20 protein-coding genes are annotated in these 24,546 nt (G+C 46.9%); 11 read left to right on the top strand and 9 right to left on the bottom strand.

The window, feature by feature from the left end:
• Positions 1-59: 59 nt before the first annotated feature.
• The 9 genes from AC5JL3_RS34635 (at position 60) to AC5JL3_RS34595 (ending at position 9,766) form a co-directional block, all read left to right on the top strand.
• Positions 60-947 (top strand): SDH family Clp fold serine proteinase, encoded by an 888-nt coding sequence (locus AC5JL3_RS34635; RefSeq protein WP_496078777.1) that lies wholly within the window; start codon positions 60-62, stop codon positions 945-947.
• A 203-nt stretch (positions 948-1,150) separates the two neighbouring features.
• Positions 1,151-2,611, top strand: a complete 1,461-nt coding sequence (locus AC5JL3_RS34630) for a hypothetical protein (RefSeq protein ID WP_496078776.1) — start codon at positions 1,151-1,153, stop codon at positions 2,609-2,611.
• Positions 2,608-2,736 carry a hypothetical protein gene (locus tag AC5JL3_RS34625; RefSeq protein ID WP_277927615.1) on the top strand — a complete coding sequence of 43 codons (129 nt, stop codon included), beginning with the start codon at positions 2,608-2,610 and terminating at the stop codon, positions 2,734-2,736. The genes AC5JL3_RS34630 and AC5JL3_RS34625 overlap by 4 nt, the downstream gene beginning before the upstream one ends.
• A 118-nt stretch (positions 2,737-2,854) precedes the next feature.
• Positions 2,855-3,316, top strand: a complete 462-nt coding sequence (gene rimP, locus AC5JL3_RS34620; RefSeq protein WP_496078775.1) for a ribosome maturation factor RimP — start codon at positions 2,855-2,857, stop codon at positions 3,314-3,316.
• Between the two features lie 141 nt (positions 3,317-3,457).
• A complete protein-coding gene (gene nusA / locus AC5JL3_RS34615) occupies positions 3,458-4,735 on the top strand; it encodes a transcription termination factor NusA (protein ID WP_496078774.1) in 1,278 nt (425 codons plus the stop codon).
• A gap of 140 nt (positions 4,736-4,875) precedes the next feature.
• Complete coding sequence (locus AC5JL3_RS34610; RefSeq protein ID WP_496078773.1) at positions 4,876-5,145, top strand: YlxR family protein; 270 nt, start codon at positions 4,876-4,878, stop codon at positions 5,143-5,145.
• 424 nt (positions 5,146-5,569) lie between these two features.
• The gene (gene infB, locus AC5JL3_RS34605; protein ID WP_496078772.1) at positions 5,570-8,620 is read left to right on the top strand and encodes a translation initiation factor IF-2; all 3,051 of its coding nucleotides are present in this window, start codon (positions 5,570-5,572) and stop codon (positions 8,618-8,620) included.
• Between the two features lie 141 nt (positions 8,621-8,761).
• Complete coding sequence (locus AC5JL3_RS34600; protein WP_496078771.1) at positions 8,762-9,406, top strand: low-complexity tail membrane protein; 645 nt, start codon at positions 8,762-8,764, stop codon at positions 9,404-9,406.
• Between the two features lie 156 nt (positions 9,407-9,562).
• Complete coding sequence (locus AC5JL3_RS34595; RefSeq protein ID WP_496078770.1) at positions 9,563-9,766, top strand: hypothetical protein; 204 nt, start codon at positions 9,563-9,565, stop codon at positions 9,764-9,766.
• Positions 9,767-9,790: 24 nt separating this feature from the next.
• Here the strand turns inward: AC5JL3_RS34595 and AC5JL3_RS34590 are convergent, their stop codons facing one another.
• The 9 genes from AC5JL3_RS34590 to AC5JL3_RS34550 all read right to left on the bottom strand — a co-directional run bounded on the left by AC5JL3_RS34590 (position 9,791) and on the right by AC5JL3_RS34550 (position 22,606).
• Complete coding sequence (locus tag AC5JL3_RS34590; protein WP_496078769.1) at positions 9,791-10,345, bottom strand: alpha/beta hydrolase; 555 nt, start codon at positions 10,343-10,345, stop codon at positions 9,791-9,793.
• A gap of 93 nt (positions 10,346-10,438) precedes the next feature.
• Entirely contained in the window at positions 10,439-11,011 is a 573-nt protein-coding gene (locus AC5JL3_RS34585) for a pentapeptide repeat-containing protein (protein WP_496078768.1), read from the bottom strand.
• 103 nt (positions 11,012-11,114) lie between these two features.
• Positions 11,115-11,537 carry a hypothetical protein gene (locus AC5JL3_RS34580; protein WP_496078767.1) on the bottom strand — a complete coding sequence of 141 codons (423 nt, stop codon included), beginning with the start codon at positions 11,535-11,537 and terminating at the stop codon, positions 11,115-11,117.
• Positions 11,538-12,078: 541 nt separating this feature from the next.
• Complete coding sequence (locus tag AC5JL3_RS34575; RefSeq protein ID WP_496078766.1) at positions 12,079-14,025, bottom strand: iron uptake porin; 1,947 nt, start codon at positions 14,023-14,025, stop codon at positions 12,079-12,081.
• A 414-nt stretch (positions 14,026-14,439) separates the two neighbouring features.
• Positions 14,440-16,305 (bottom strand): iron uptake porin, encoded by a 1,866-nt coding sequence (locus tag AC5JL3_RS34570; RefSeq protein ID WP_496078765.1) that lies wholly within the window; start codon positions 16,303-16,305, stop codon positions 14,440-14,442.
• Between the two features lie 519 nt (positions 16,306-16,824).
• Entirely contained in the window at positions 16,825-19,062 is a 2,238-nt protein-coding gene (locus tag AC5JL3_RS34565; RefSeq protein ID WP_496078764.1) for a PhoX family protein, read from the bottom strand.
• 313 nt (positions 19,063-19,375) lie between these two features.
• Positions 19,376-20,044 (bottom strand): phosphate signaling complex protein PhoU, encoded by a 669-nt coding sequence (phoU, locus tag AC5JL3_RS34560; RefSeq protein ID WP_496078763.1) that lies wholly within the window; start codon positions 20,042-20,044, stop codon positions 19,376-19,378.
• Positions 20,045-20,106: 62 nt separating this feature from the next.
• Positions 20,107-21,453, bottom strand: a complete 1,347-nt coding sequence (locus tag AC5JL3_RS34555) for a sensor histidine kinase (protein ID WP_496078762.1) — start codon at positions 21,451-21,453, stop codon at positions 20,107-20,109.
• 394 nt (positions 21,454-21,847) lie between these two features.
• Complete coding sequence (locus AC5JL3_RS34550) at positions 21,848-22,606, bottom strand: winged helix-turn-helix domain-containing protein (protein WP_192221734.1); 759 nt, start codon at positions 22,604-22,606, stop codon at positions 21,848-21,850.
• A gap of 260 nt (positions 22,607-22,866) precedes the next feature.
• Between AC5JL3_RS34550 and AC5JL3_RS34545 the strand changes: the two genes are divergently transcribed.
• Positions 22,867-23,613, top strand: coding sequence for a creatininase family protein (locus tag AC5JL3_RS34545; protein WP_496078761.1), 747 nt, complete (start codon positions 22,867-22,869; stop codon positions 23,611-23,613).
• A gap of 229 nt (positions 23,614-23,842) precedes the next feature.
• Complete coding sequence (locus AC5JL3_RS34540) at positions 23,843-24,403, top strand: MgtC/SapB family protein (RefSeq protein ID WP_496078760.1); 561 nt, start codon at positions 23,843-23,845, stop codon at positions 24,401-24,403.
• Positions 24,404-24,546: the final 143 nt, after the last annotated feature.

Below are 24,546 nucleotides of genomic sequence, written 5' to 3'. Positions count from 1 at the left end.
GCTTCAAGTTGCCAGAACTTGAAACAATAAAAGTCATTGTGTTTTGGGCATCTTAAGCGATGAATTTTGACTTTTCTAACCTATTCTGGATATTCTTAGCTGTCTTATCCTTTTTGCCAGGGTGGCAAAAACGTCAGATAGAATCCCGACGACTTCAGACTCTGCGCTCATTTGAGCAGCAGCGCCGGAGCCGAGTAATTTTACTAATTCACCGCCAAGAGTCGATTAGCTTGCTGGGCATTCCCCTATCACGCTATATCTCTATTGAAGACTCTGAACAGGTGTTGCGAGCGATTCGCTTGACGCCTCCTGAGACACCTATTGATTTAATTTTGCATACACCAGGCGGTCTGGTGCTGGCGACCGAGCAGATTGCAAGAGCGCTGATTCGTCACCGCGCCAAAGTAAGTGTCTTCGTTCCGCACTATGCCATGAGCGGTGGCACAATGCTTGCAATGGCAGCCGATGAAATTGTGATGGATGCCAACGCCGTCCTTGGGCCTGTCGATCCGCAACTCGGTCAAACGGCAGCAGCAAGTGTCCTCAAGGTGGTTGAACAGAAGCCAATTGAGAAGATTGATGATCAGACCCTGATCATGGCAGACCTTTCTCGCAAAGCGATTCAGCAGGTACAGCAGTTTGTTCGGACACTTCTTAAAGATGACTTCCCCAACCCAAAGATTGCCCCGGAAAATGTCGAAAAGATTGTACATTTCCTAACTACGGGACAAGTCACCCACGATTACCCAATCACGGTTGAGGAAGCAACAGAGCTAGGGTTACCTATCACTGTTGGTCTACCACCTGCAATCTACAATCTCATGGAGTTATACCCACAACCGCAAGGAGGACGACCTTCTGTGCAATATATTCCGATGCCGTACCAACCACGTCCGGCTTTACCTGAGTCAACAGGAAGACCACTTCCAGAGCAATCTAGGCAGTGAACAAAGTAGGAAAATACTCTTAGCTATGGCTTTTGGGCGGCTCAATTCAAATCAGCAACTCTTTAGGGAGGTTACTATAAACTGAGTTGGCGATAGGCGACGAACGCAGCAGAAAGAACATCTTTTTTTACATAAAACCTACAAGGTTTTCCCTCGTCGTCTAAACTGCTATGGCAGGGTAAAACGTTTTCCTCCTTTCAACCATGTCATCCTTGCAAAAACTAACCAAACGCAGAAGTAAAGTCCGCCAAAGCCTGTGGTTTGAACGAATAATGGCGGTTTTGGCGTTGGTGAACTTGCTCTTGGTTTTGTTTGACTTGACCTACATTCCATTACGGGATTTCTGGCTCCAGGGCAAAATCAAGATTCGTGGTTTAACGCTGGAGGTTCCCCTCCCTCGAATTACTGCATGGTATGACCAATTTAAGAGTATTGAGCCTTATCGAGATACCCAACAATATTTAGAAAGGGTGGAGGATTTAGAAACCCAAATTGGACAGACAGGATTGCGATCGCAACAAGTAGAAGTCATCCTTGCCGATTTGCGCCGTCGTAGCGTTGATATGATTGATGCCAATCCGTTTCAGATTGCTAATAAAACAGGCACTCTGGAAAGAATTAAAAATCGGATGCGTGAGCATGTTCAAAATGAACAGGATTCTTCTAAAGCTGCTTTTAACCAATTCTGGAGCCAACAATACTTAGCAACAAATAGTCCAAAACGAGAGCTAGATTTTTTCAACCGAGAAATTCGACCATTAATCGAAACCAACTACTACCGTCCAATTGGGGAAAATGGCGAATTTGTAGATCGTTTTGCTGTAATTGACTTTCCATTTTTTGTCGTATTTGGTCTAGAATTTCTGGCGCGTACCTGGTTTATTAGCCGTCGTCGCACTGGTGTTAGTTGGCTAGATGCCATGCTGTGGCGTTGGTATGACATCTTTCTGCTGCTACCATTTTGGCGCTGGCTGCGTATCATCCCTGTAACGATTCGATTAAACCAAGCTGAGTTAATCGACCTCGATCGCATCCAGAAGCAAATCAGTCAGGGGTTTGTTGCCAGCATTGCTGAAGACTTAACTGAAGTAGTTGTAGTTCGAGTCATCAACCAGGTTCAAAGCTCAATTCGTGAAGGAGATATCGCTAATTGGCTGTCAAAACGCGAAGTTCGTCCCTATATTGACCTCAACAACACGGATGAAGTAGCAGCACTCTCTACCTTAATGATTCAGCTAACGGTTTATCAGGTTCTCCCAAAAATTCGACCTGATATAGAAGCTTTGCTGCAACACAACCTTACTAAAATTCTTAGCCAGTTGCCAGCCTACCAGGGACTTCAGAATGTGCCGGGAATGGAACAATTACAAAATCAATTAGCTGAACGATTGGTCAAAGAAATCTCTCAAACTCTATACGATGGTCTTAATAGTGCTATGGAACCTGATCCGGCTGGGGATCAACTGTTTCAACGTCTGATTAAACACCTCAGTGAAGCGTTAGGCTCAGAAATCCAGGCAAAGCATACCTTACAGCAAATTCAATCATTACTGACGGATTTATTAGAGGAAGTCAAAATCAATTATGTCGAGCGATTGTCTGAGGAAGACTTAGAGGAAGTTTTGGAACAAACAAGGGCAATTCGGAAAATTGCTCATCATTGACATCCTCCCTCCTGAAAGGTTCGTTCCAAAGCTTGGGCTATCGACCACCCGATAAATCCCACCTGCCATCTGTTGGTGATTTGTCTAACAAGCTTCAGAGCGATCGCCTCACAATGCTGAGCTGATTGCGCTAAACTCGAACATAGCAACGGACGGAACTCTATTCGTCGCTAGGCTTCTTGGAAAGAATTTTACCTGGAAGTGGGTTAGACCCACTTTTTTTTGTTTTGTTGGAGTACTTCCATGACTCATCCCCTGATTCCACAACTAATCGATTTAGCAACACCAGTAGCTGAAGATCTGGGATTGGAGGTTGTCGGGGCTGTCTTTTACACCAACAGACGCCCACCTGTGCTGCGTGTTGATATTCGCAACTCTACCGGAGATACCGGATTGGATGACTGTGAACGGATGAGTCGGGCATTGGAAGAAAGATTAGATGCGACGGATATTATCCCAGACACCTATGTTTTGGAAATTTCTAGTCCCGGCATCTCGCGCCAGCTAAGCACAGATCGAGAGTTCATCTCGTTCAAAGGGTATGCCGTTATCGTCAAAACGTCCGAACCTTTCGAGGGTCAAAAAGAGTGGCGAGGGCGGTTAATTCGTCGAGATGACACAGAGGTTTACCTAAACCAAAAAGGGCGTGCGATCGCAATTCCCCGCCAGTTGGTAACCCACGTACAGCTGGACGATAAAGTTTAAGCCGCGATTGGCACTCTTGCTAGTTATCTAGCTCAAAAGAGATGAGAAGTTGGCAGTGCAAATAGCGTCAGCTCAAACCTTGCTTTCAACCTGTAGACAAGCCTTTCAAGTTCATAAATTCATCATTACGGAGACTTGCTTATGTCGATAGTTGCTTTACCCGGACTGAAAAAGATGATCGAAGAAATCAGTCAAACCCACAACCTTCCCAAGTCGGCGGTTCAACAAGCGCTACGAGAAGCGCTTCTCAAAGGATATGAGCGTTATCGCCGCGCTCAACGCCTTGACCGATTTCATTTTGAAGAAGACTATTTCGATAATTTTGAAGTCGATCTTGATGTTGAAGAAGAAGGCTTTCGAGTCCTATCGACCAAAACCATTGTTGAAGAAGTCGGTAATACCGATCATCACATTTCCCTCAAAGAAGTCCAGGAAGTGGCTTCGGAAGCACAACTGGGCGATTCAGTCGTTTTAGATGTCACACCCGATCAAGGCGAATTTGGTCGGATGGCAGCAATTCAGACCAAGCAGGTACTATCCCAAAAACTCCGAGATCAACAGCGTAAGCTGGTACAGGAAGAATTTGAAGAGTTAGAAGGTACTGTTCTCCAAGCGAGAGCCTTACGCTTTGAACGGCAATCCGTAATTATGGCGCTCAGTAGTGGCTTTGGTCACCCGGAAGTCGAGGCGGAACTACCCAAGCGGGAACAGCTACCTAACGATAACTACCGTATCAACACCACATTCAAAGTTTTTCTCAAAAAAGTTCGCGAAGGTCCGCACCGTGGTCCTCAGCTAGTCGTTTCTAGAGCTTCAGCTGGTTTAGTCGTTTATCTATTTGCGAACGAAGTACCAGAAATTGAAGATGAAGTGGTTCGGATTGTTGCCGTAGCAAGGGAGGCAAATCCGCCCTCACGTCATGTTGGACCCCGGACTAAAATTGCAGTAGATACCTTAGAGCGTGATGTAGACCCAGTGGGGGCTTGTATTGGTGCTAGAGGGTCACGCATTCAAGTAGTAGTCAATGAATTACGAGGCGAAAAAATTGACGTGATTCGTTGGTCACCTGACCCATCTACCTATATTTCCAATGCTCTGAGTCCTGCGCGAGTCGAGCAGGTGCTACTAGTGAATCCAGAGGGACGTCAGGCTCATATTTTAGTACCAGAAGACCAATTGAGTTTGGCGATTGGCAAAGAAGGGCAGAATGTTCGCCTTGCCGCCCGCCTCACCGGATGGAAAATTGACATTAAAGATGTGGCTAAGTACGACCAGGAAGCCGAACAGCGTAAAATTCAGGCGGCGATGCAAGCAGCAGCTGACGTTGAAGAGGATGATTATGAGGATGAAGTGGTAGATACTCTGAATCTAGCGGATTCTGAGGCTCAAGCCGAAACAACCAGCCAAGAAGAAGAATAGGAGACTAAACGTTGGACATGAAGGATACAAAGAAAACAGTCTTTTCTCCCTGCCTCTCGTGTGTAGCACTAATAAACTGAAATTAGATAATCGCTATCCCATCTGTTCTTCTCGTAGATGTTTACACCTGTCGCTGATCGATGGAACCAAACTACCGCCGTTGTCTAAGCTGTCGCAAAGTTGCTCATAAAGAGACATTCTGGCGTATTGTCCGAGTCTATCCATCACGGCAGGTACAATTAGATGAGGGGATGGGTCGTTCGGCATACCTTTGCCCTCAAACAAGTTGTCTAGCAGCAGCTCAGAAGAAAAACCGATTAGGCAGATCGCTTCGGGCTTCAGTCCCAGACAATCTGTACAAAACATTGGAGCAGCGCTTAGCCGCAGTAGCCAACACCAGAAGCACCTAAAGGGGAAAGAAAATCTATAAAACAGGAAAATTTAACCTTTCGGTGAACCCAAGCAATCGCTAGGATAGAAGAGAGCGGCTAGTTAGTTATAAGTAGTTTTTTCCTTGGAGGTGCGTTTTCACCCTAAAGCCAGCAAGCTAACCTGAAAAGCAATACTGAAACTCATGGACGCAAAAATCGTCCCAGGTTTTTAAAGATTTGTGCAAGATTAGAAAAGAAGGGTATGCTCCGAGTGAAGACTAACTAACTGGCTTACTGTCATACAGGCTCCTCTCCAGGATAAATTGATTGTTGGTTATTTATTTAGAAGCACATTCATCACGGTTCAAAATTCACTCTCTTAGGCACAAAACAAATGAGCAAACGGTCATTCGAGCGTTTAGTTATGGTGTAACAACTGCAAGGTACGACGGGGAAATACTGGATGAACAACGGTAAAGTCAGAATTTACGAATTATCACGGGAATTAAACTTGGACAATAAGGACATTTTGAGCATTTGCGAAGGGCTTAATATCTCTGTCAAAAGTCACAGTAGCACGATTACAGAAACGGAGGCAGAACGCATTCGTGCCGCCTCAGAAAAATATTCAGACCGCCCAACAGCGGTCAAAACTCGCGAACATACGGCATCCACAGAAGGCAGCTCTGGAGCGCCACCGACTAAATTGATTGGACGCCCCAACGCTCAGCGCAAGCAGCAAATCCTAGAAATTCGCCAGTATAAATCTCGTCCTAGTTCTAGTCAACAGGCAGGTCCTCAAATGGCGACGCCTCCTCAACCCCCCGTTAGACCCCCGGTTCCCCAACCGCGTCAACCCAATATCAATCGACCAACCCGTGTTGGTCAACAGGATACCAAACCTGAACCACAAGCTGAGCTAACACCGCCAGTTGAGCAGGAGATTGCCCAGGAGAATTTAAACATCCCTGTGGTTGAAGAAAGACCATCACCGACTCAAGCACAGCTTGTCGAACCACCGGTCAGACCATCACGACCGAAACCACAGATAAATCAGGCTGAGCGACCCCTCCTGAAACGCGATCGCAAAGAGGCTCCAAGCTCAGAATCAAGTAGCACTCCAGCTCCAGTAAGAACAGCTAGTGCCAATCAGCCATCAACAACCACGGATGCCCCACCTCCTGCCCGTCGTGCTCCGGTCAAACCTGCGGTTCCTGAACTCAATCGACCCCAGAAATTCCCAACTCGACCTGTGCGTGACGGACAAAGTCCTGATGTAGCAGCAACAGCTGGTAGAACGGGTCGTCGAGGTGCAGATGATTCTGCTGATGGGGAAGACGGCATCATGGAAACACCAGAAATGCTGGATCTGAAGTTGAGACGACCCTCGGCTCCACCACGACTGGTTAAGAAGAAAGAGTGGGAAGAAGAAAACGGAGAAGAAGAAGGTAAAGATAAAGCTGGAAAAGCTGGCGGAAAACTCAAACGTCGAGCTGATCTATTTCTCGATGATGACGAAGACTTTGAAACTGAGCTGAGTGGAATTGATGTCCCAGTTGCAGTTAGTCTTTCTGTGGCTCGTCCTCCCAAACCGAAAGCGCTTGCAGGGCAGACGCCTACAGCGCCGCCGAATGTCACCCAGAGGAAAAAACCGACAGCAAAAGGTAGCGGTAGCAGCAGGGCAGAGAGTCGTGAACGACGCCGTGATAAGAAGACTACTCCCGAACGGATAGAAAAAATCGTCTTGAGTGGTTCTTTGACCGTCAGAGAGCTAGCTGCGACTATGGGCATTGCTGAAACTGACATTATCAGGAAGCTGTTCGCTCAAGGATTAGCGGTTAGTATCACTCAAACTCTAGATATTCCCACTGCCCAGAAGGTAGCAGCGGAACTGGATGTAGAAGTTGAGATAGCAGAAGAAACAGCCGCTGCGACTAAAGTTACAGAAATGGTGGATGCTAATGACCTGGAAAACCTCCAGCGGCGTCCGCCAGTGGTCACAATTATGGGTCACGTTGACCACGGGAAAACAACTCTACTTGATGCCATCCGTGAAACGAAAGTGGCACAAGGTGAAGCAGGTGGGATTACTCAACACATTGGTGCTTACCATGTCGATGTAGAGCATGAAGGCGAAATCCAGCAAGTTGTCTTCCTCGACACTCCCGGTCACGAAGCCTTTACCGCTATGCGGGCACGGGGAACGCGGGTTACTGATATTGCTGTTCTTGTCGTTGCGGCTGATGATGGGGTTCGACCTCAGACCATTGAAGCAATTAGCCACGCTAAAGCGGCTGAAGTGCCAATTGTTGTTGCGATTAACAAAATCGATAAACAGGGCGCACAACCCGACCGCGTGAAGCAAGAGTTGACCGATCAAGGTCTGCAACCAGAAGAGTGGGGTGGCGACACGATTATGGTGCCTGTTAGCGCCATTCAAGGAGAAAATCTGGATACGCTCCTAGAGATGATTCTGTTGGTGGCAGATATTGAAGAACTCTCTGCCAACCCAGAGCGACTCGCCAGAGGTACAGTTATTGAAGCCAACCTGGATAAAGCCAGAGGTCCAATTGCTTCACTCCTGGTACAAAATGGCACTCTGCGGGTTGGTGATAGCCTTGTCGCTGGCTCGGTCTTTGGTAAGGTGCGGGCGATGATCGATGACCGGGGCAAGCGAGTTGACGCAGCAGGTCCATCCTTTGCGGTAGAGCTTCTCGGCTTGAGTGATGTTCCAGAGGCTGGAGATGAATTTGAAGTCTTCGCCAGCGAAAAAGAAGCTCGTGCGATCGCAAATACCAGAACTGATGAACAACGACAGTCTCGTCTACAGCAGGTGATGGCATCTCGCCGAGTCACCCTCAATAGCCTCTCTGCTCAGGCTCAAGAAGGTGAACTCAAAGAACTCAACTTGATTTTGAAGGCAGATGTTCAAGGTTCCGTAGAAGCGATTCTCGGTGCTCTCAGACAATTGCCACAAAATGAAGTCCAAGTCCGAGTCTTGTTGACGGCGGCTGGTGAAATCACAGAGACGGATGTTGACTTAGCTGCCGCTAGTGGAGCCGTGATTATTGGATTCAATACCGCACTCACTCCTAGTGCTCGCCAATCGGCTGACCAAGAGGGTGTTGATGTGCGCGAATACAACATCATCTACAAGCTCTTGGATGAGATTCAAGGCGCGATGGAAGGTCTCTTGGAACCAGAACAGGTCGAAGAAGCCTTGGGTCAAGTCGAAGTTCGAGCCGTCTTCCCCGTTGGGCGTGGTGCGGTTGCTGGTTGCTACGTGCTCACAGGCAAAGCGATTCGTAACTGCAATATCCGAGTACGCCGTGGTAGCAAAGTAGTCCACGAAGGCGTTCTGGATTCCCTCAAGCGGATGAAGGAAGATGTCAAGGAAGTCAATGCTGGCTTTGAGTGCGGCATCCGAGTCGATAAGTTCAATGACTGGGTTGAAGGCGACATCATCGAAACCTTCAAGATGGTGACGAAGCGACGCACTTTGTCAGCCAATTAGTCAGTTGTTAGTTGTTAGCTACAGGGACGCAACTCTTTGCGTCCCTGTAGCTGCAACAAGAGACAACACGCTACAGAGAAAAGTAGCAGGCGTAGATAATACAAAAAAAGCTACAACGGACTACGAACAAGGGACAAATCTATGCGCTCCTTCTGGACTGAACCTTTTTTGTGGATTCATCTCGCTGGTATCGCTGCCTTACCCCTGGCGTTAGAACTGGTTTGGCTGGGACTGGCAGTCGGTGACCCGATACTCCCTGTCTGGTTAGAGCTAGTGTTGGTGATTGCCATTGGGACTGTGCCTGTGCTTTGGATGCAGTTGACCCGCCCCTTCGACATTTTCAGTATTTTGGTGTTGGCAGTAAAGCCAGAGCAACTCACAACACAGCAGCTACGCCTCTTAAGCTTGTTCAAAACGAAGACGAATCAAGTGGTAGCTGTTGGCGCGGCGTTTTTTATGGTCTGGGTACTGTGGACGATTTACCGTGATGCGCCTGTGGCGGCAGCCGTTGCTCCCTTTGGTTCCGGATGGCGTATTGCTGGGCTGTTATGGGCAGGAGTTGCCTTTCTCATCAGTAATTTGTTCTTGCAAGTCCCCTTGAGTGTTGCACAAGTTCTCCTCACGAGTGAGTCAGAGTTTAGTGCGGCTGAACCCTATCGGGTCGAAAAAGTGCCGCAGGACTTTACCCTACCAGGTGTCCGGGTCAATCAAATTTTGCCTTTTTCGATCAGTGAGTCAGCTACTTCAACAACACCATCTCCAACGTTGTCTTCTGAGCAAAAATGATGATTCTCTCAGGTTTGAAGTGTCGAAACACTACTTAAGCGAGAGTTTGCTCTCTAGATGTTGTTGAGGGCACAGTATAAAGCCAGTAGCTGAGTTACTTTACAAGTAAGCAGTGCTATTCAAATAGTTTCCCACCAACTTTTTAAGGTATATATTATGGCAATTTCAGCTACTTCTGAATCTAGTCAATTTTCCCAAGATAGCCAAATCTGGGATAATCTCAAACAAGCGATCGCATCCAGTTCCGGATTCCAGCGCTGGCAACTGGAACATTCAGTGGGTGAATCTCTTCAAGATCACAGCCTTGATAGCCGGGTGCGTCGGTATCTCCGCGAAACCCTAGAGACTCTTGCTTACTAGCAGGTACACCTCGAACGCATTAGTTCATAGTCCAATTCTTGGAAGTCCAGGGATACTTGGCAGACGCCCAAGCACTCGTGTGATTTTCTGAGCTACCTCAGCAAGGCGATCGCCTTCTACATGCACTTCTGACGTTGGATAGTTTTCTAACGTTTCAATTAGCGTGACTTGACCGTCAGGAAGCGCAGAACTGACAAGGGCAGCACGTAAAGACTCTCGGCTAGCTCGATTTGTGGGAGTATGAATCACCTGACTGACTTGGTCAAGCATCGTTTCGCCAACAGGATTGTTCAACATCCGAGACAGAATCACTCCATTAACTTTGACCTCTTGAGTCAGAAGACTCCGCAGTTGCTCTGGCTCTCGTCCAGCTAGCTTGAGATAAACTCGTAGCTTGGTTGAAAGCTCACCGGTTTCGGCAAAAGTGGAGAGTTCAGGAACTGATATCGTCTCTCGGAGAAAACTATACTTCAGTACTACCGAGTCAGCCGCCTCTGCACGAGCGGTATAGGAAAGCATACCAATAAACGCCACCAAACTTAAGATAAAGCGGCGCGAAAGTAGTGTATAGCGAGACATCTTTCTCATTTAATTAATTTCACCGTCTAAGGTGCTGAGGGACAATTATAATTACGTTTCCTTATTGATGAATGTTCCTCAGTTCTTATCAGCCTAGGGATGGAAACTACTATCAGGCATAAACACACCCGTTAGATTAGCATTCTGTAGAAGCGTATTTTCCAAGTCAGCCTGTCGTAAGTCAGCCCCCGTCAAATCTGCTGAGTTCAGGTTCGCATTCCTTAAATCAGCGGCTCGGAAATCAGCTTGTCTTAAGTTGGCAGCGCTGAGATTAGCCCTCGGTAGCTTTGCCAAACTTAATCCTGCACCCGCAAGGTTAGCCCCCGTGAGATTTGCTCTAATAAGACTTGCAACACTGAGATTTGAGCCAGCCAAGTTTGCCTCTGATAAATTAGCATTAATCAAACTCGCCCCTGCAAGATTTGCCCCAGTGAGATTAGCACGCCTTAAATCAGCACGGAGGAGATTTGCTCCGGTGAGATTTGCTTCTCTCAAGTCAGTATTACTCAGAAGTGCATCTGGTAATTGAGCACTACTAAGATCACATCCCACACAACTACCAGTTTGGCGCAATTGCTCTAAATGCTCTGGATTCCAAGCTTTGGCTGGCGATTGTAGCCAGAGAGGAACGAGGAGGATGGCAGTGCTGACGATTTTACAATTCATGGCAGCAATGACAATAAGCTTACAAGCCTGAAGCCGGCAACAAAACAGACTTAAATTAGATTATCAATTAAACCCAATACCTAGCGGCACATAACCATTGAGCTTAATCACTAGCCTGTAAAATCTTTTCAATCAGGAGGCGATCGCCAGGTGAGTTTTCAATCATCAACCTTGCCTTTGCCTGCTCAGTAACCTGTAGCCGATGGTTCAGTTCAACCTGAAAATCTATACCTAGCACAAATCCCTGTTTTTGAAGCTTTGTAGATGCCAACTGGATTGCCACAGCAGCGATATCAAGTTCAGGCTCTAAATAATGAGAATTACGCAAGATCCAACGGCAAGCGTCAGAATCAGTCTCTGCTAGTTGATACAGCGCTGCTGTTAAGACTTCCTCAACACATTTCGGATTCGGCAAAACCGTGAGAAAGTCTTTAAGAGAGATTAGCAGTATCGGATTTTGCGATTTGAAAACATCGATCGCTAATTCAATATGTGGCTCACGGGTGTTAGGTAAACACATGCTCACTGTTTCTTCCTTATGCCAAGGAAACTCTTGACAGACAATACAACCAGTTTTGACGTTTAAACCGATACGTGATGTGGACTACAAGTATGATTAACCTTCGCGAGTGAGCGACGCTACCTTCGAGGATGGCGAGAGCGAGTCGCGGCAACAAAGTGCTTTGACTATTGCCCTTGAAAAGCGAAAGCTAAACCTATAACTGCGGTTTAACTGCTAATTTGTCTGGCTTAGCTTGAAGTTAATAGATCAATGTGAAGAATTTGTGAAGTATAAAACTGTTAAGATACTGAGCAATTGCTCAAAAACTCTCTAATCCGCTTCTTATCTAAAGAAAACAAAGCTATACATCCATCATTAGGCTGGCAAACCTCTTCACATTTTATTCAGACTTACTAAAAAACCACTGATGAATACTTGAGCGACACCGGACTAAGGGCATCCACTGGTACACATCAGCGGTTTCAAGCTGAGAAAAGCAGCAACGAGAAGCGTCTTTTGGGCAAGTTAAGGGATGTTCAATCCCCACCTTTGCTCTCTAAATCGTCTAGAAGGTAAAGACAGTCTGGAGCGTCCCCACATAGATGTCTTCGTTGGCATCATTATGTTCGGGGTTAAGAAGGACAAAAGCACCAGGAATAATTGCAATGTTGTCATTGAGTTGGTATCTGTAGTACGCCTCTATGTGGTAAGAGGTGTCCAAATCACGACGACCCGTGAGGTTGTTAGTCCGATTACGGGGTGGCATTCCAAAGATAAAGCCTAACTGGTTCCCTTCACCGCCGAAATCGTTGAAGGCTAGAGTCGCTGCATAGTTCCACACATCTACTCTTCCAGCGCCACGGTTGAGTTCATCGATCGCGTTGCTATAACCTACCCAACCCCCAATATTAATAGCACCAAGCTGGAAGTTTGCGGCTATTTGATAGGCATTAACTGAGGTTCTGGAGCTAAGGAAATCAGGCAAGTCAGGGTCGAAAACGTTGGGGTCTCCGTCAGCGTTAGTCGAAAAAGGATTACCGCCAAAGGGAGCATTGGCATAACGACTACCATCACCTCCTCCAGGGCTGACATCGTAACCATGGACGTAGGTACCAGAGATTTGCAGAAAGTCAGTTGCTTGGAAGGTTATCTGACCGAGGGCGGCGTAAGAACCAGCAAATAAGCCACTACCCTCACTTGGATCTGCCGCCTCATTTGCAATATAGGCAGCATCAATACGGAAGGGACCATCACCACCAAAGGTGAGTCCTGCACCTGCACCAGAAGCCAGCTTGTAGATTGGCTGTAGTGAGCCAAAGTCTGAGGGGGCACTTGGTGTTCCGATCACAGCAAGAGCAACATCATCAAGGTCAAGCCCTGTGGTTCCTAACCAGAACGTGAAAGCATCGGTTAGCGTACCTCGGTAGCTCAATTCATCTAAAATTACGTCGTTGTCACCCCCTTGAGTATAAAACTCGGTCATGACAGTACCCGTTCGCTCAGTTAGTGGTTGGATGTTTCGAGCCTGCAAACGGGTGCGTAAACGGTCTCGTCCAGTGAAACTCGTATCAAAATTCAGACGCACTCTGTCAGCGAAAGTTGTATTGACATCTAAGTCGTCAGTAGAAGGAGCAAAGCCCGAAGGAACAGCTACTTCATCTCCAAAGGCATCGGAAAGTAAAAAGACAACTTCCGCATTAAGCTTGGTAGTCGTGGAGAACTGATGATCTTCCAAGAACGCCACACGTCCTTCCAAATCATCCACCCGCGTTCCCAACGTCGCCAGTTCCACTTCAAACTCTTGTACCAGCCGTTGCAGCGTTTCTAGGTCTTCACGGGTAACAAAACCCTCAACCGAAGCCGCTATCAAGCGTTCTACCTGCTGTAAACAAGCATTCAAACCAGCGGCAAATTCATAACGAGTCGTGGCGCGGTTGCCTCGGAAGGTGCCATCGGGATAACCCGCGATACAACCATAGCGTTCGACCAGAGAGCGCAGCGCTTCATAAGCCCAGTCTCCGGGTGAGACATCGCTTAACTGCGAAACGTTGGTCACTTGGCCTTGGGAGCTATTTATTCCTTCGTGGCTGTATTGGTTAATTTGTTCTAAAACTTCACTGGTTGAGCTAGGGGTTGCCACTCCAGTCGCTGGGGTTGATTGCGCTAAGGTAGTGTCTGCGGGATTAGCAATTGGACTGATCTCAGAACCTGTTGGTTGAGAAACAGAAAGTTGTTCTACAGGAGTCTGGCTAGCTTCAGGCAATGTATTTGCAGCAAGATTTAAGGGAGTACTAGCGCCTGAAGGTACTGCCTGAGAGACAGAGGTAGAGGATTCAACAGGAGACTCGTTACTGACAGTATCTATGTCGGGAGTCGTAGCTGCTGTTTTTGTTTGCTCAGAGGTGCTTTGAGTTGCAGTAGCTTGTGCCGCGTAGGCACCGCTAGCAACGAGTAGAGATAGACCGAGAAGAACTGGGCTTACTTTGAGAGCGTTACCAAGCAGTTTGAACATCGTTTAATAATCCTCACACCTGAATCGATAATTCTAGTGGAATGATTCCGAGAAAACATAAGTCTTGTCGGCTAAGGATTCCAAAGGAATTTCAGTATCATACCCTACATCAAAATTCAGTAAAGTTTTCACTTTGACAAAATTGCTACTCAATTTATGTTGAGCTAGCAAGAGTTGAGGGAGCGATCGCTTTTTCTTGAATACTCTGGGATAATATGCGATCGCTCTACGACAACACAGTAACTAATTTGTCAAATGCAACAACTTTACGTCAGGTGAGAGATTTCTCTGTTCTTTTGATGGTTGTTTAACTTGCCTGCCTCCCACACTAAGCGGATAGAACGACAATAGTTAAAGAAAATGCCTCCACTCATTTGAAGGCATTCCTAACCACTAGTTTCAGAGAACGATTGACTAGAACGTGAACGTTGTTCGGATTGTCCCGACAAAGATATCGTCGTTATCTTCATCATGACCTGGTGCAGTCAACCAGATAACGCCAGGAGTGATGGCAATATTATCCGAAACTTTTAGCTTGTAGAAGCCTTCAACGTGCAAGCCTGTGTCTGGATCTCTTCTACGATCACCAGGAAGGAGATTACCCACAGCTACACTAGAACCCGTCAGCTTAGGTTCCATACCTACTACGAAACCAAGTGTGCTGCCTTCCGTACCAAAATCGTTGATGGCAAGGGTTGCACCATAATTCCAGACATCAGCCCCACCTGTTCCCAGGACAATGGCATCAGTGTAGCCAGCCCAACCACTGAGAACCAACTGGGGGCTGAAGGCAATGGAGGCTTCAACGCCGTAGGAGTTACCCACAACACCAATATCACCATCTGGATTGATCTGAGAAGCCAGACTACCAGTACCATGACCCAAACTGGTTTCATCGTAGGAATGGACATAGGTAGCAGCAAGGCGAAGTGCCTTAAATGGTTGGAACGTTACCTGAGCAATAGCGCTGTAATTGCCATTGAAAATCCCAGAACCTCCACCACCTTGAGCATCAGAAGGGTTTGGCGCTTCATTACTTAAGTAACCCAAGTCCACTCGGAAGGGACCGCTTGGAGTAAATGTAATTCCTGCTCCTGCACCATTACCGCCAATGCGATAAATAGGATTTCGTTGCCCAAAGCGGGAGATGGAACCACTACCACTGGAGTCAAGCGGGTTAACGGTGGTCGCCAAGTCATCCAGACCTGCACCATTAGCATATATCTGGACTACGGCTGGACCGACAGGGAAGCGATAACCCAAGATATCAAGTTGGACATCATTGCCCTCATCACCCTCAAATCCTAATCTGCCCTCTCTTGTGAGTCCATTACCCGATAGAGCCTCGAATGTCGCGACGTTCCTTGCCTGAAGACGAGTACGCAAGCGGTCTTTCCCTGTGAAGCTGGTATCGAAATTCAAGCGCACTCGGTCTTGGAAGACGGTGTTGTCATCAAAATCAGCATTCAGAACATTGTCTTCTTCACCAAACAGATCACTAATGGCGAAGATAACTTCCCCATTGAGCTTAGTAGTAGTAGAGAACTGATGATCTTCCAAGAACGCCACACGTCCTTCCAAATCATCCACCCGCGTTCCCAACGTCGCCAGTTCCACTTCAAACTCTTGTACCAGCCGTTGCAGCGTTTCTAGGTCTTCACGGGTAACAAAACCCTCAACCGAAGCCGCTATCAAGCGTTCTACCTGCTGTAAACAAGCATTCAAACCAGCGGCAAATTCATAACGAGTCGTGGCGCGGTTGCCTCGGAAGGTGCCATCGGGATAACCCGCGATACAACCATAGCGTTCGACCAGAGAGCGCAGCGCTTCATAAGCCCAGTCTCCGGGTGAGACATCGCTTAACTGCGAAACGTTGGTGACTTGATCTAGGGATTCACCACCTGGGTTGTTATATTGGTTGATTTGCTCTAGAACTTCGGTCGTGTTAGCTGCTGGAACCTGTTGAGCCAAAAGATTGTTAGTTGGGTTCAAGCTTGAGCTAGTCTCTGTGGCTGTCAGTGCGGAAGTGGTTTCCTCTGTTGTTACGGTTTGGCTAGTCGTCGTTGTTACCTGATCACTATTGGAAAGAGCGACTGTAGACTGAGGCAACTGAGTTAAGGCTTCAGCTATCGGTTCTACAGTTACTGCCACTTGGCTATTGTTGAGCGCTGCGGCTTGGGAGGGAACACTTCCTTGCGCCTGAGTGCTGCTGACAAACAGTAGGGAAGCACCTAGCAGAGCGGGACTCAGTTTTAAAGCATTCCAGAACATTGTTGACATGATAATAATCCTCACACCGATGGACTATGTAAAAACAGGGAACTTGATCTAATCAGCAACAGTGTTCTCGATTTCACTAAACGCTATCGAAAGCACTACTGTTAACTTTTATCATCTTTCTGTAGCTAGATTTAGGACTTTGAGAAAAATTTAAACTTGTCAGAAGGAGAATAGACCTGTTGCAGCAGTCAATTCTTATGACATTGCAGTAGTGCTTATCTCCTAGAGCTTTGGTACTTATGCAAGAGACTTCATGAACTGCCGTATAAACTCTCAATATGAGAGTTCCTTTTCCCCAATCACTTCGGTAACCCATTCTACCCCTGGAATATCGGTTACCAAAAAATCACGGGTCTAAAGCCCCGCCCTTAAGGGCGTAAGGATTGTACAGTAGAGACAAGGGCAGGGCGCTGTCCATTGGACGAGATAATGTAAGACGGGTTATGCCTGCAATTATTGTTTGAAGCCAGAATTCTCGTGCGTTCACGCGCCCGGAGTGCGTCAACTAAGTAAAAGTTGTTAGCTCAGTTGAGCTGTAGAAATTGGCTTAGCATCTAACCGCCGAATCGCTACAACCGCTGGTTTTGGTGGGGCGTTAACGGTTTTGTCAGGCCAGTTGGAACCAATTGGGACTTGACGAGTTTGAATAAACTCTTGTCCATCTGTGGTTCTCATGGAGTACTCACGAGTTTCTGCCTTATTATCCAGGCGAATCCCATTGACTTCTCCTGGATGTTGCACCGCGAGGAATAGAGTTTGCTCATCACTCGTGAAGAAGGGTCCCGTTGTTTCACAATCCATTGGTCCCATAGCAAAGAGATACGCTTTGCCAGCATCTGACCCAGATGTAGGGATAAACCACATGGAGTTGTTACCAAATAAGCCCCGTAAGTCAGACTGGCTAATGGGTTTCCCTTCCTTGTCAAGTCGGCCTTTAGGCACGGCTTTGTTGTGTTTGTCGCTAGACATATCCGTCACCATCCAGACGTTACCGTTTTTGTCGAGTAGGAGGTTGTCAGGATTAGCAAAACCCAATCCTCCATCGGCAGGTTCTCCACCTAAAGACAGCATCTTCCAACGGAATGTCATGGCAGCAGGATCATTACCATCTTCAATCAGGTGGGTAATCCAACCATATTCATAGGGTGTCTCTCCTTTTGGTCCTTGGAAGATGCGGTTATCTAGACCACCATCACTACCGGAAGAACCGGAGGTGAAGGTAATGTACAAAGAGCCGTCTGGAGCAACATCTGTGTCTTCTGGACGAGCGGTAGCGGTTGCGCCAGCCGCATTAGCAGCAAAATGAGCATCAATCAAGATTGCGCCTTGCTTCTCCTGAGCATTGCCAGTGTAGAGGTCGCCCAAGGTTTTGAACTGCTGCTTGAAGGCTGTCATGTCTTCGTCTTTCTCGACTTTAACAATGCCGCCTTCGGGACGCTTGGGTAGGGGAATCATCCCGCCTGCCACCACACTAGGCATATCTGGATTGACAGGTGTACTGGGTTGTAGGGCAATCCAGCTACCTGTGCCATCGGGGTTAAATTTGGCAGTGTAGAGCATACCCTGTGATAGAAGCTTAGAATTGGCTTTGTCTTTAGGGTTACGAACACTATCATTGCTGACAAATTTATACAAGTGACCCCCACGGCGATCGTCTCCTGAGTAGAAGGCAAGTTTCTTATCCGCTTCGGCACGAACCCCAACCGCTTCGTGGCGGTAGCGCCCCAACCAAGTGTGCTTTGTGCCGTAGTCACTAGGATTAGCAGGGTCAACTTCAACAATCCAGCCGTATTTGTTGCCTGCTAGTCCAATTACGTTACCTTGACCACCGACTTCTTCTTTGTCAATGATAAAGGTGCGTTCTTCCGGGCTAAACGATGTACCGTCTGCATAAACAGGTTCCGGTACTTGCACTTGGAAGTTTTCTTCTGCTGATAGGACGGTTCCCCAAGGGGTCGTGCCACCTGCACAGTTGCCAAAGCTCCCAATAATGCGATCGCCAATTGTATCGACATAGCCTTGACCCTGCTTTTTGCGAAATACTGCTATCGCAGGCCCCGTTGATTTGAGATACCGCCCATCATCTAAACCGGAAGCCCCGGTAATTCGGCGATCTACTTGAGAATTTGTCCGCACCCATTGTCCGTTGGAATCTTTACGAATTGAGATAACGGACAATCCTTGGTCAATCAAGGCTTCTTTGGAAATTTCTCGGATTTTTGCCTTGAGGGGGTCATTGTCTGGTAGAGCATAGGCATTAATGCCGTCCTTAGCCGCAGCGTCGAGCGGTTCTTTGAGGTCGGCAAAAGGTAGAGATTTTCCGATTACCTTGTCAAATGTCTGAGTCCAAGTGACAGAACTGATGTACTCGTGGTTAACCGTCAACAATCCCTCCTCGTTGCCCGTTTCGACAAAGGAAAGGTAGTCATTGTTATACCCGAAGCGGGAATCGCCTACCTTGTCACCCCAAGCTGCAATGACATCATAGGTAAAGCCCTCAGGCAGCACCAAGTCATCTACTACTTCATAGGTGCTGTAATCTTGTGTTTGTTTAGTCAATTCCATGCCTTCAGTTGGCAAAGGCATTGGACTTTTTAAGGGTTTAAAACTGAGACCACGTCCTGCTGGGCTAGAAGCCGAAACCGAGTTGCTAAACGGCATTGAGAACTTTTTCTCAGAAGAGGGCAAAGAACCCAGCGCAACGGTACCAGCACTAGCTCCCAGAAATAGTAGGAAGTCTCGACGTTTGAGAGCCATGTTTAGTCTTATTTGCTATAGGATCGGCTTCACTAGGTTAGAAAAACCCTAGAACTTTTGTACTGATACTACGGCTTTTAGTTTAGGGATTAGTAATTGCTAGGTAATCATAAGGTTAAGCTGCCATCTAGCTTAGGGTTGAAATGTTAAAGGGTTTTAAAAAGTTAATATTTACTAGGCGGCAGCGGCATTTAAGTTGTTTTAGGCAATTATTTCTTTGTTGACTGTTTACTGTTTAATGGCAACCATCAACCCAAAAGATTCAAGATGAAACTTAAAATGCACATCGGCTAAAGAATGTTTCAGCTTATAGCTAAGAGCGGTGACCCGTAACGATATAGGTCACTCGTTGACCAATATTAGTCGCATGGTCTGCCATCCGCTCTATATGGCGAATCGCCAACACCAGTAAAAGAATTGGCTCAACAACTCCTTTAATATCCCGTTGATAGGCAAGGATTTCGTAAAGCGTATCGTAAGCCGTGTCTACTTGATCATCCAGTACTTTCACCGCCTGCCCAGCCGTTGCATCTAAATCTGCTAGTGCCTCTAAACTTGCCGCCAGCATTGCCTGGGCATGATGAGCCATCACCTCAATCTGTGGCATACAAGCATGAGGCGGGTAAGGAATAAGTTTAACGGCAATCTCGGCTAAATCTTCAGCGTAATCTCCAATTCGCTCCAAATCTCGCACTAACTGCATAAAAGCACTAAGGCAGCGCAAGTCCTGGGCTACAGGCGCTTGCAGCGTCATCAGTGTGGCACACTCCAACTCTATGTGGCGATAGTAGCGATCAATTTTCTTATCAAGTAAGGGAATTGTTCTAGCTGCCTCTAGGTTCTGGGAAAACATCGCTTGGTGACTCAGGCGAAAGGAATTTTCTACCAAAGCTCCCATTCGCAATACATCTTGCTCTAAGCGCCTAAGGGATCGTTCAAAATGGGTACGCTCAGAATTACTGTTTGAAGAAGATACGCTCACCTCAAATGCCTTAACTTTAGTGAGAACAAGAACAACTATAGTAATAGCAAAACAACATTAAATTACAGTGAAGCTTTGCCCTGAGGTAGTTTAATTTGCAACCATGCCCCTCCTGTTTTTGGATGATTTGTCGCTTTGATGCTGCCACCGTGAGCTTGAATAATTTGCTGTACGATCGCAAGCCCTAAGCCACTCCCCTTGGTTACGCTTGACCTCTCTGGATGCTCAGAAGTTGCTTGTTCCTTATGACGCGAGGCATCTCCGCGATAGAGGCGCTCGAATACATGAGGCATGTCTGTTTCTGAGAAGCCAGTCCCTGAGTCAATGATATCGATTTGTATAAAAGAAGATCGATCATCTAGTGTGGGTGTAGCAAGATTGCTCGTTGTCAGAGTATTGATGTCTTCTGCTAGCCGAGTTACCTCAACTTGAATCGCTTGCTGAGGGTGGCTATGTTTAATAGCGTTATCGAATAAATTGAGAAAGACTTGGGTAAGGCGTGCTTGATCGGCTCTAATCCAAATTGTATCCAGTCCCTTGTAGGTAAGTGTGAGCTGATGGGTCTGTGCCAACAGTTCAAAGGTTTGCCAAGCTGAGTGAATTAAAGCCCGCAGTTCTACAGGTTGATAGCTGAGACTTTTGCTGGGATTTTTTTCCAGATTGCTCAGTTCTAGCCAATCTTGTACGAGATTAATCAACCTATTCGTTTCGTGCAGCAGTTTTTCCACCCAGCGACTTGCGGGAGGTTCTAGACGACCTTGCAACGCTTCTGCAACCAAGCGAATTGAGGTGAGAGGGGTTCTAAGTTCGTGAGCTAAGTCGGAAAACCACTGGTTGCGAGATTGGGAAAGTTCAACTAATGGTTGACGATTTTCTAGAAATACACCAATTTCTCCTTCAGGGAGAGGCCAACTAGAGGCTCGCAATGTTAATGCTTGCACATCACCCATTGCTGAACCATCCAAGCAGGATGGGTGAAATACCCACTCTCGGATGTTGGGTTGTTGCTGGTGACGGGTTTTTTCAATAAGCTGATCGAGTTCATAGGAACGTACCAGTTCCAGCAATAAACGTAGTTGTCCAGGTTCCCAGCGGTCAATCTGCAACAACTGACGGGCTTGTTCGTTGCACCAAACCAGTTGGTTCTCTTCATCGACTTGCAAATAGCCTAACGGTGCTATCTGAAGCAACCACTGCTTGATTTGCAGTTCTGCCTCTAGCATTTCCCGCTGTTGATTGGCTATGGCTATCTCTCGCCGCAAGCGAGAAACTACAGGCAAGGCAGGACTAGTTGCATCTCGCTGCAATGTTCCCAACATTTGCCCTAATTGCCTTTGGAGTCGGCGCTTTTGCCAAAACCAAACCCCAATACCCAGAGCCAAACCGAGTAAAAATGCTAGAAGGGTCATTCATTCTCGCACTCAGAAGATTTATCAGTTGTTCCTTCAAAAGAACTTTGCCTGTTAAAGGAAAGACTGTTAGTTAAAAGTTTAAACGCTTTAACTTCCTGGCTTTCGCCTTCGCTTGTATGAACCTTCTCAAAAATTGTAGGACAACTGAGGCTTAAGGTTACACAAAAATAGCGCCTTAAGCCTCATCCAAGGGTGTGAATGACGAGATGTTCTACCTTGAAAGGAGTTCAGGAGGCAATTCCGTTGGGGATTCTAACCTACTGGCTCTCAAGGTGTTAGGTCGTAGGTTGTGGCGCACAACTTAGATTAAGAATTAGAAAAATTAGGGTTTTGGGTTCCTTGTGCATTGCCATTAAACCTACCGCCTAATCCCTAAAACCTGCCACCTTGTTTACCCAAAGCGGTAGCCAAAACCGCGAACTGTAATCAGGTAGTCTGGCTGACTAGGGTCTCGCTCTAATTTTTCTCGCAACCAACGAATGTGAACATCAACTGTTTTCGTATCTCCCAGAAAATCGGCTCCCCAGACTTGATCAATCAACTGATCACGCGACCAAACGCGGCGAGGATGACTCATAAATAGCTCTAAAAGCCGGAATTCCTTGGGCGAAAAATTAACTTCTTCCCCACGCACAGTTACACGGCACTCTTGGGGATAGAGAATAATATCCCGTAGTTGCAACACAGGTGTAGGTGTTGGGGGCAAGCAACTAAAGCGTTGACGACGCAAAAGCGCACGGCAACGAGCAACTAACTCCCGCATACTGAAAGGCTTGGTGAGGTAGTCATCTGCACCAACTTCTAGCCCCAGAACTCGGTCTGTTTCACTGGCTTTGGCACTGAGAATCAATATGGGGACAGGATTCCCTCGATATCGTAGCAGACGACACAGATCTAAACCGTTGATCTGAGGCAACATTAAGTCAAGGATGAGTAAGTTAAAAGGGAACTCCCCGTCGTTAGGTTCGGCATCTTGAAGAAGTGATAAGGCTGTACGCCCGTCTATGGCAGTAACCACTTCATAACCTTCTTCTTCTAGAGCCAAGACAAGCATTTCCCGAATTAAATCTTCGTCTTCCACAACCAAGATGCGATTGGCTTGCGCTAGTTCTGGGCTGGACGGACTCGGCGGGAGGTCGAGAGACAGCATAAAAAATTTAAAGAGAGGAGTTTTGCAGTTCTAAGCCAAGGTATACACAAAAATTATTCCCTTGGATGGAGAAAGATCAAGAATGCTTAAGCAGGACACACCCTACTACAGCTTTGCACAAGTCTGTACCAAGCAACATTTGAAGAACTAATATCAGCCGCCTAACAGTGGATGAGGTTCTCCATGGTGATCAACATAAACTTGTGCAACCTTAGTACTTACCTCCAAAGCATACACATATCGACAAGGGACTAATGATAATGCTGCTACATTTAAGTACCTGGACAGAAGTTGAATCTTACCTGAAGCAATCCCAAGGAATTATTCTGCCGATTGGTTCAACAGAGCAACATGGGCCGACAGGATTGATTGGTACCGATGCTATTTGTGCAGAAGCGATCGCAAAGGGAGTGGGCGAGGCAGCGAGTGCCTTTGTCGGTCCAACAATCAATGTTGGAATGGCACTGCATCACACCGGATTCCCTGGCTCGATTAGCTTGAAACCAAGTACCTTGATTCAGCTAATCCAAGACTATATTACTAGCTTAACGAGATCAGGATTCACGAAGTTTTTCTTTATCAATGGTCATGGGGGTAATATCGCTACGCTCAAAGCAGCGTTTTCCGAAAGTTACGCTCACCTCAGTGATTTGAATATTCCTAATGCTGATCGCGTACAATGCCGCCTTGGTAACTGGTTCATGTGCGGTTCTGTTTATAAACTAGCGAAAGAGCTGTATGGGAATCAAGAAGGTTCCCACGCGACACCAAGTGAAGTTGCTCTTACTCAATACGTCTATCCTGAGGCGATTAAGCAAGCCCCTTTATCACCAGACGTTGCCTCTGGACACCCGATTTATGGAGCAGCAGACTTTCGGCGACGGTATCCTGATGGGCGAATGGGTTCTAATCCAGCGCTAGCTACTCCTGAACATGGAAAGCAATTTTACGAGTTGGCAGTGAAGGACTTGAGTAATTCCTATTTGGAGTTTTTGAATGCGGAATGAACCGTAGATAACTAAGCCTGTTTCTTCCCTAAAACCAAGGTTGATCCCTGTCTAGTCGGCTCGTTGAATCTACGATAAACGCCTCAAGTTACTGTGATTAATTTCAGGTTAATCTTTAGATAATCTGAGGTTAAATTCTTGGAATAGCTAGCAACCCGCTCTAAGGCTACCCTACCCTGTTTCTAACTGACTGATTGACAAATTGGTATGTTCTACAGGGAGTGCAGTAATGAGTTCGATGTTTTTTAGCCCCAGTGATTGGCAAAGTATGACCTTCAGGCTTACTTTGGCACTACTCGTTGGTTGCACGCTTGGTATCAACCGCGAGCGGACGGGGAGACCCGCTGGCATGAGAACGTTTATGATTGTGAGCTTAGGGGCAGCTCTATTCGTGATGCTTCCCTTACAGACTGAGATTGGTGATACTCTCTCATCTACCTCTGCAAATGATGCTGAGGTTATGGCTCGTTCGACAGCTCTTAATGCGATGGCTCGAATTGCTCAAGGCGTTGCAACAGGTGTTGGCTTCCTGGGAGCTGGAATGATTCTGCAAGAATCTCGTCAGGGACTTGGTAGGGTAGAAGTGAAAGGGCTAACTTCTGCCGCAACAATTTGGTTAGCTGGTGGCTTGGGAGCAGCAGCAGGCTGTGGTTTATGGCAAATGAGTCTAATTGGCACCCTAATGGCGCTAGTCGTTCTCAGTGGAGTGAAGAGACTTAAGAAGTCTTCTTTGATTCATCTCGATAACGATAAGCAACAGGAAATAGACGAGTCAGATTCTTGGGACTAGTGCAAGAAGGCAGAGGGCAGAAGGAATATTGCTTGTAAGGTAAGCTTTTTAAGCTTTTTCAACTGGAAAGTTATTTCCGCCACACTGCACTAGACCATATTGGCAGAAATAAGTGACCAGCTTAAGCAGGTTCGGGAAACCCT

It is taken from the genome of Symplocastrum torsivum (assembly GCF_059505465.1).
This window is presented reverse-complemented; position numbering and strand designations above follow the sequence as displayed.

What these genes read in the sequence shown, in the direction of transcription:
- AC5JL3_RS34610 (WP_496078773.1), top strand. Translation starts at nt 4,876, where the DNA reads ATGGAACCAAACTACCGCCGTTGTCTAAGCTGTCGCAAAGTTGCTCAT.
- AC5JL3_RS34540 (WP_496078760.1), top strand. Translation starts at nt 23,843, where the DNA reads ATGAGTTCGATGTTTTTTAGCCCCAGTGATTGGCAAAGTATGACCTTC.
- AC5JL3_RS34595 (WP_496078770.1), top strand. Translation starts at nt 9,563, where the DNA reads ATGGCAATTTCAGCTACTTCTGAATCTAGTCAATTTTCCCAAGATAGC.
- AC5JL3_RS34565 (WP_496078764.1), bottom strand. Translation starts at nt 19,062, where the DNA reads ATGGCTCTCAAACGTCGAGACTTCCTACTATTTCTGGGAGCTAGTGCT.
- AC5JL3_RS34590 (WP_496078769.1), bottom strand. Translation starts at nt 10,345, where the DNA reads ATGTCTCGCTATACACTACTTTCGCGCCGCTTTATCTTAAGTTTGGTG.
- AC5JL3_RS34555 (WP_496078762.1), bottom strand. Translation starts at nt 21,453, where the DNA reads ATGACCCTTCTAGCATTTTTACTCGGTTTGGCTCTGGGTATTGGGGTT.
- AC5JL3_RS34585 (WP_496078768.1), bottom strand. Translation starts at nt 11,011, where the DNA reads ATGAATTGTAAAATCGTCAGCACTGCCATCCTCCTCGTTCCTCTCTGG.
- AC5JL3_RS34550 (WP_192221734.1), bottom strand. Translation starts at nt 22,606, where the DNA reads ATGCTGTCTCTCGACCTCCCGCCGAGTCCGTCCAGCCCAGAACTAGCG.
- rimP (WP_496078775.1), top strand. Translation starts at nt 2,855, where the DNA reads ATGACTCATCCCCTGATTCCACAACTAATCGATTTAGCAACACCAGTA.
- AC5JL3_RS34575 (WP_496078766.1), bottom strand. Translation starts at nt 14,025, where the DNA reads ATGTTCAAACTGCTTGGTAACGCTCTCAAAGTAAGCCCAGTTCTTCTC.
- AC5JL3_RS34635 (WP_496078777.1), top strand. Translation starts at nt 60, where the DNA reads ATGAATTTTGACTTTTCTAACCTATTCTGGATATTCTTAGCTGTCTTA.
- nusA (WP_496078774.1), top strand. Translation starts at nt 3,458, where the DNA reads ATGTCGATAGTTGCTTTACCCGGACTGAAAAAGATGATCGAAGAAATC.
- infB (WP_496078772.1), top strand. Translation starts at nt 5,570, where the DNA reads ATGAACAACGGTAAAGTCAGAATTTACGAATTATCACGGGAATTAAAC.
- AC5JL3_RS34570 (WP_496078765.1), bottom strand. Translation starts at nt 16,305, where the DNA reads ATGTCAACAATGTTCTGGAATGCTTTAAAACTGAGTCCCGCTCTGCTA.
- AC5JL3_RS34600 (WP_496078771.1), top strand. Translation starts at nt 8,762, where the DNA reads ATGCGCTCCTTCTGGACTGAACCTTTTTTGTGGATTCATCTCGCTGGT.
- AC5JL3_RS34545 (WP_496078761.1), top strand. Translation starts at nt 22,867, where the DNA reads ATGCTGCTACATTTAAGTACCTGGACAGAAGTTGAATCTTACCTGAAG.
- AC5JL3_RS34630 (WP_496078776.1), top strand. Translation starts at nt 1,151, where the DNA reads ATGTCATCCTTGCAAAAACTAACCAAACGCAGAAGTAAAGTCCGCCAA.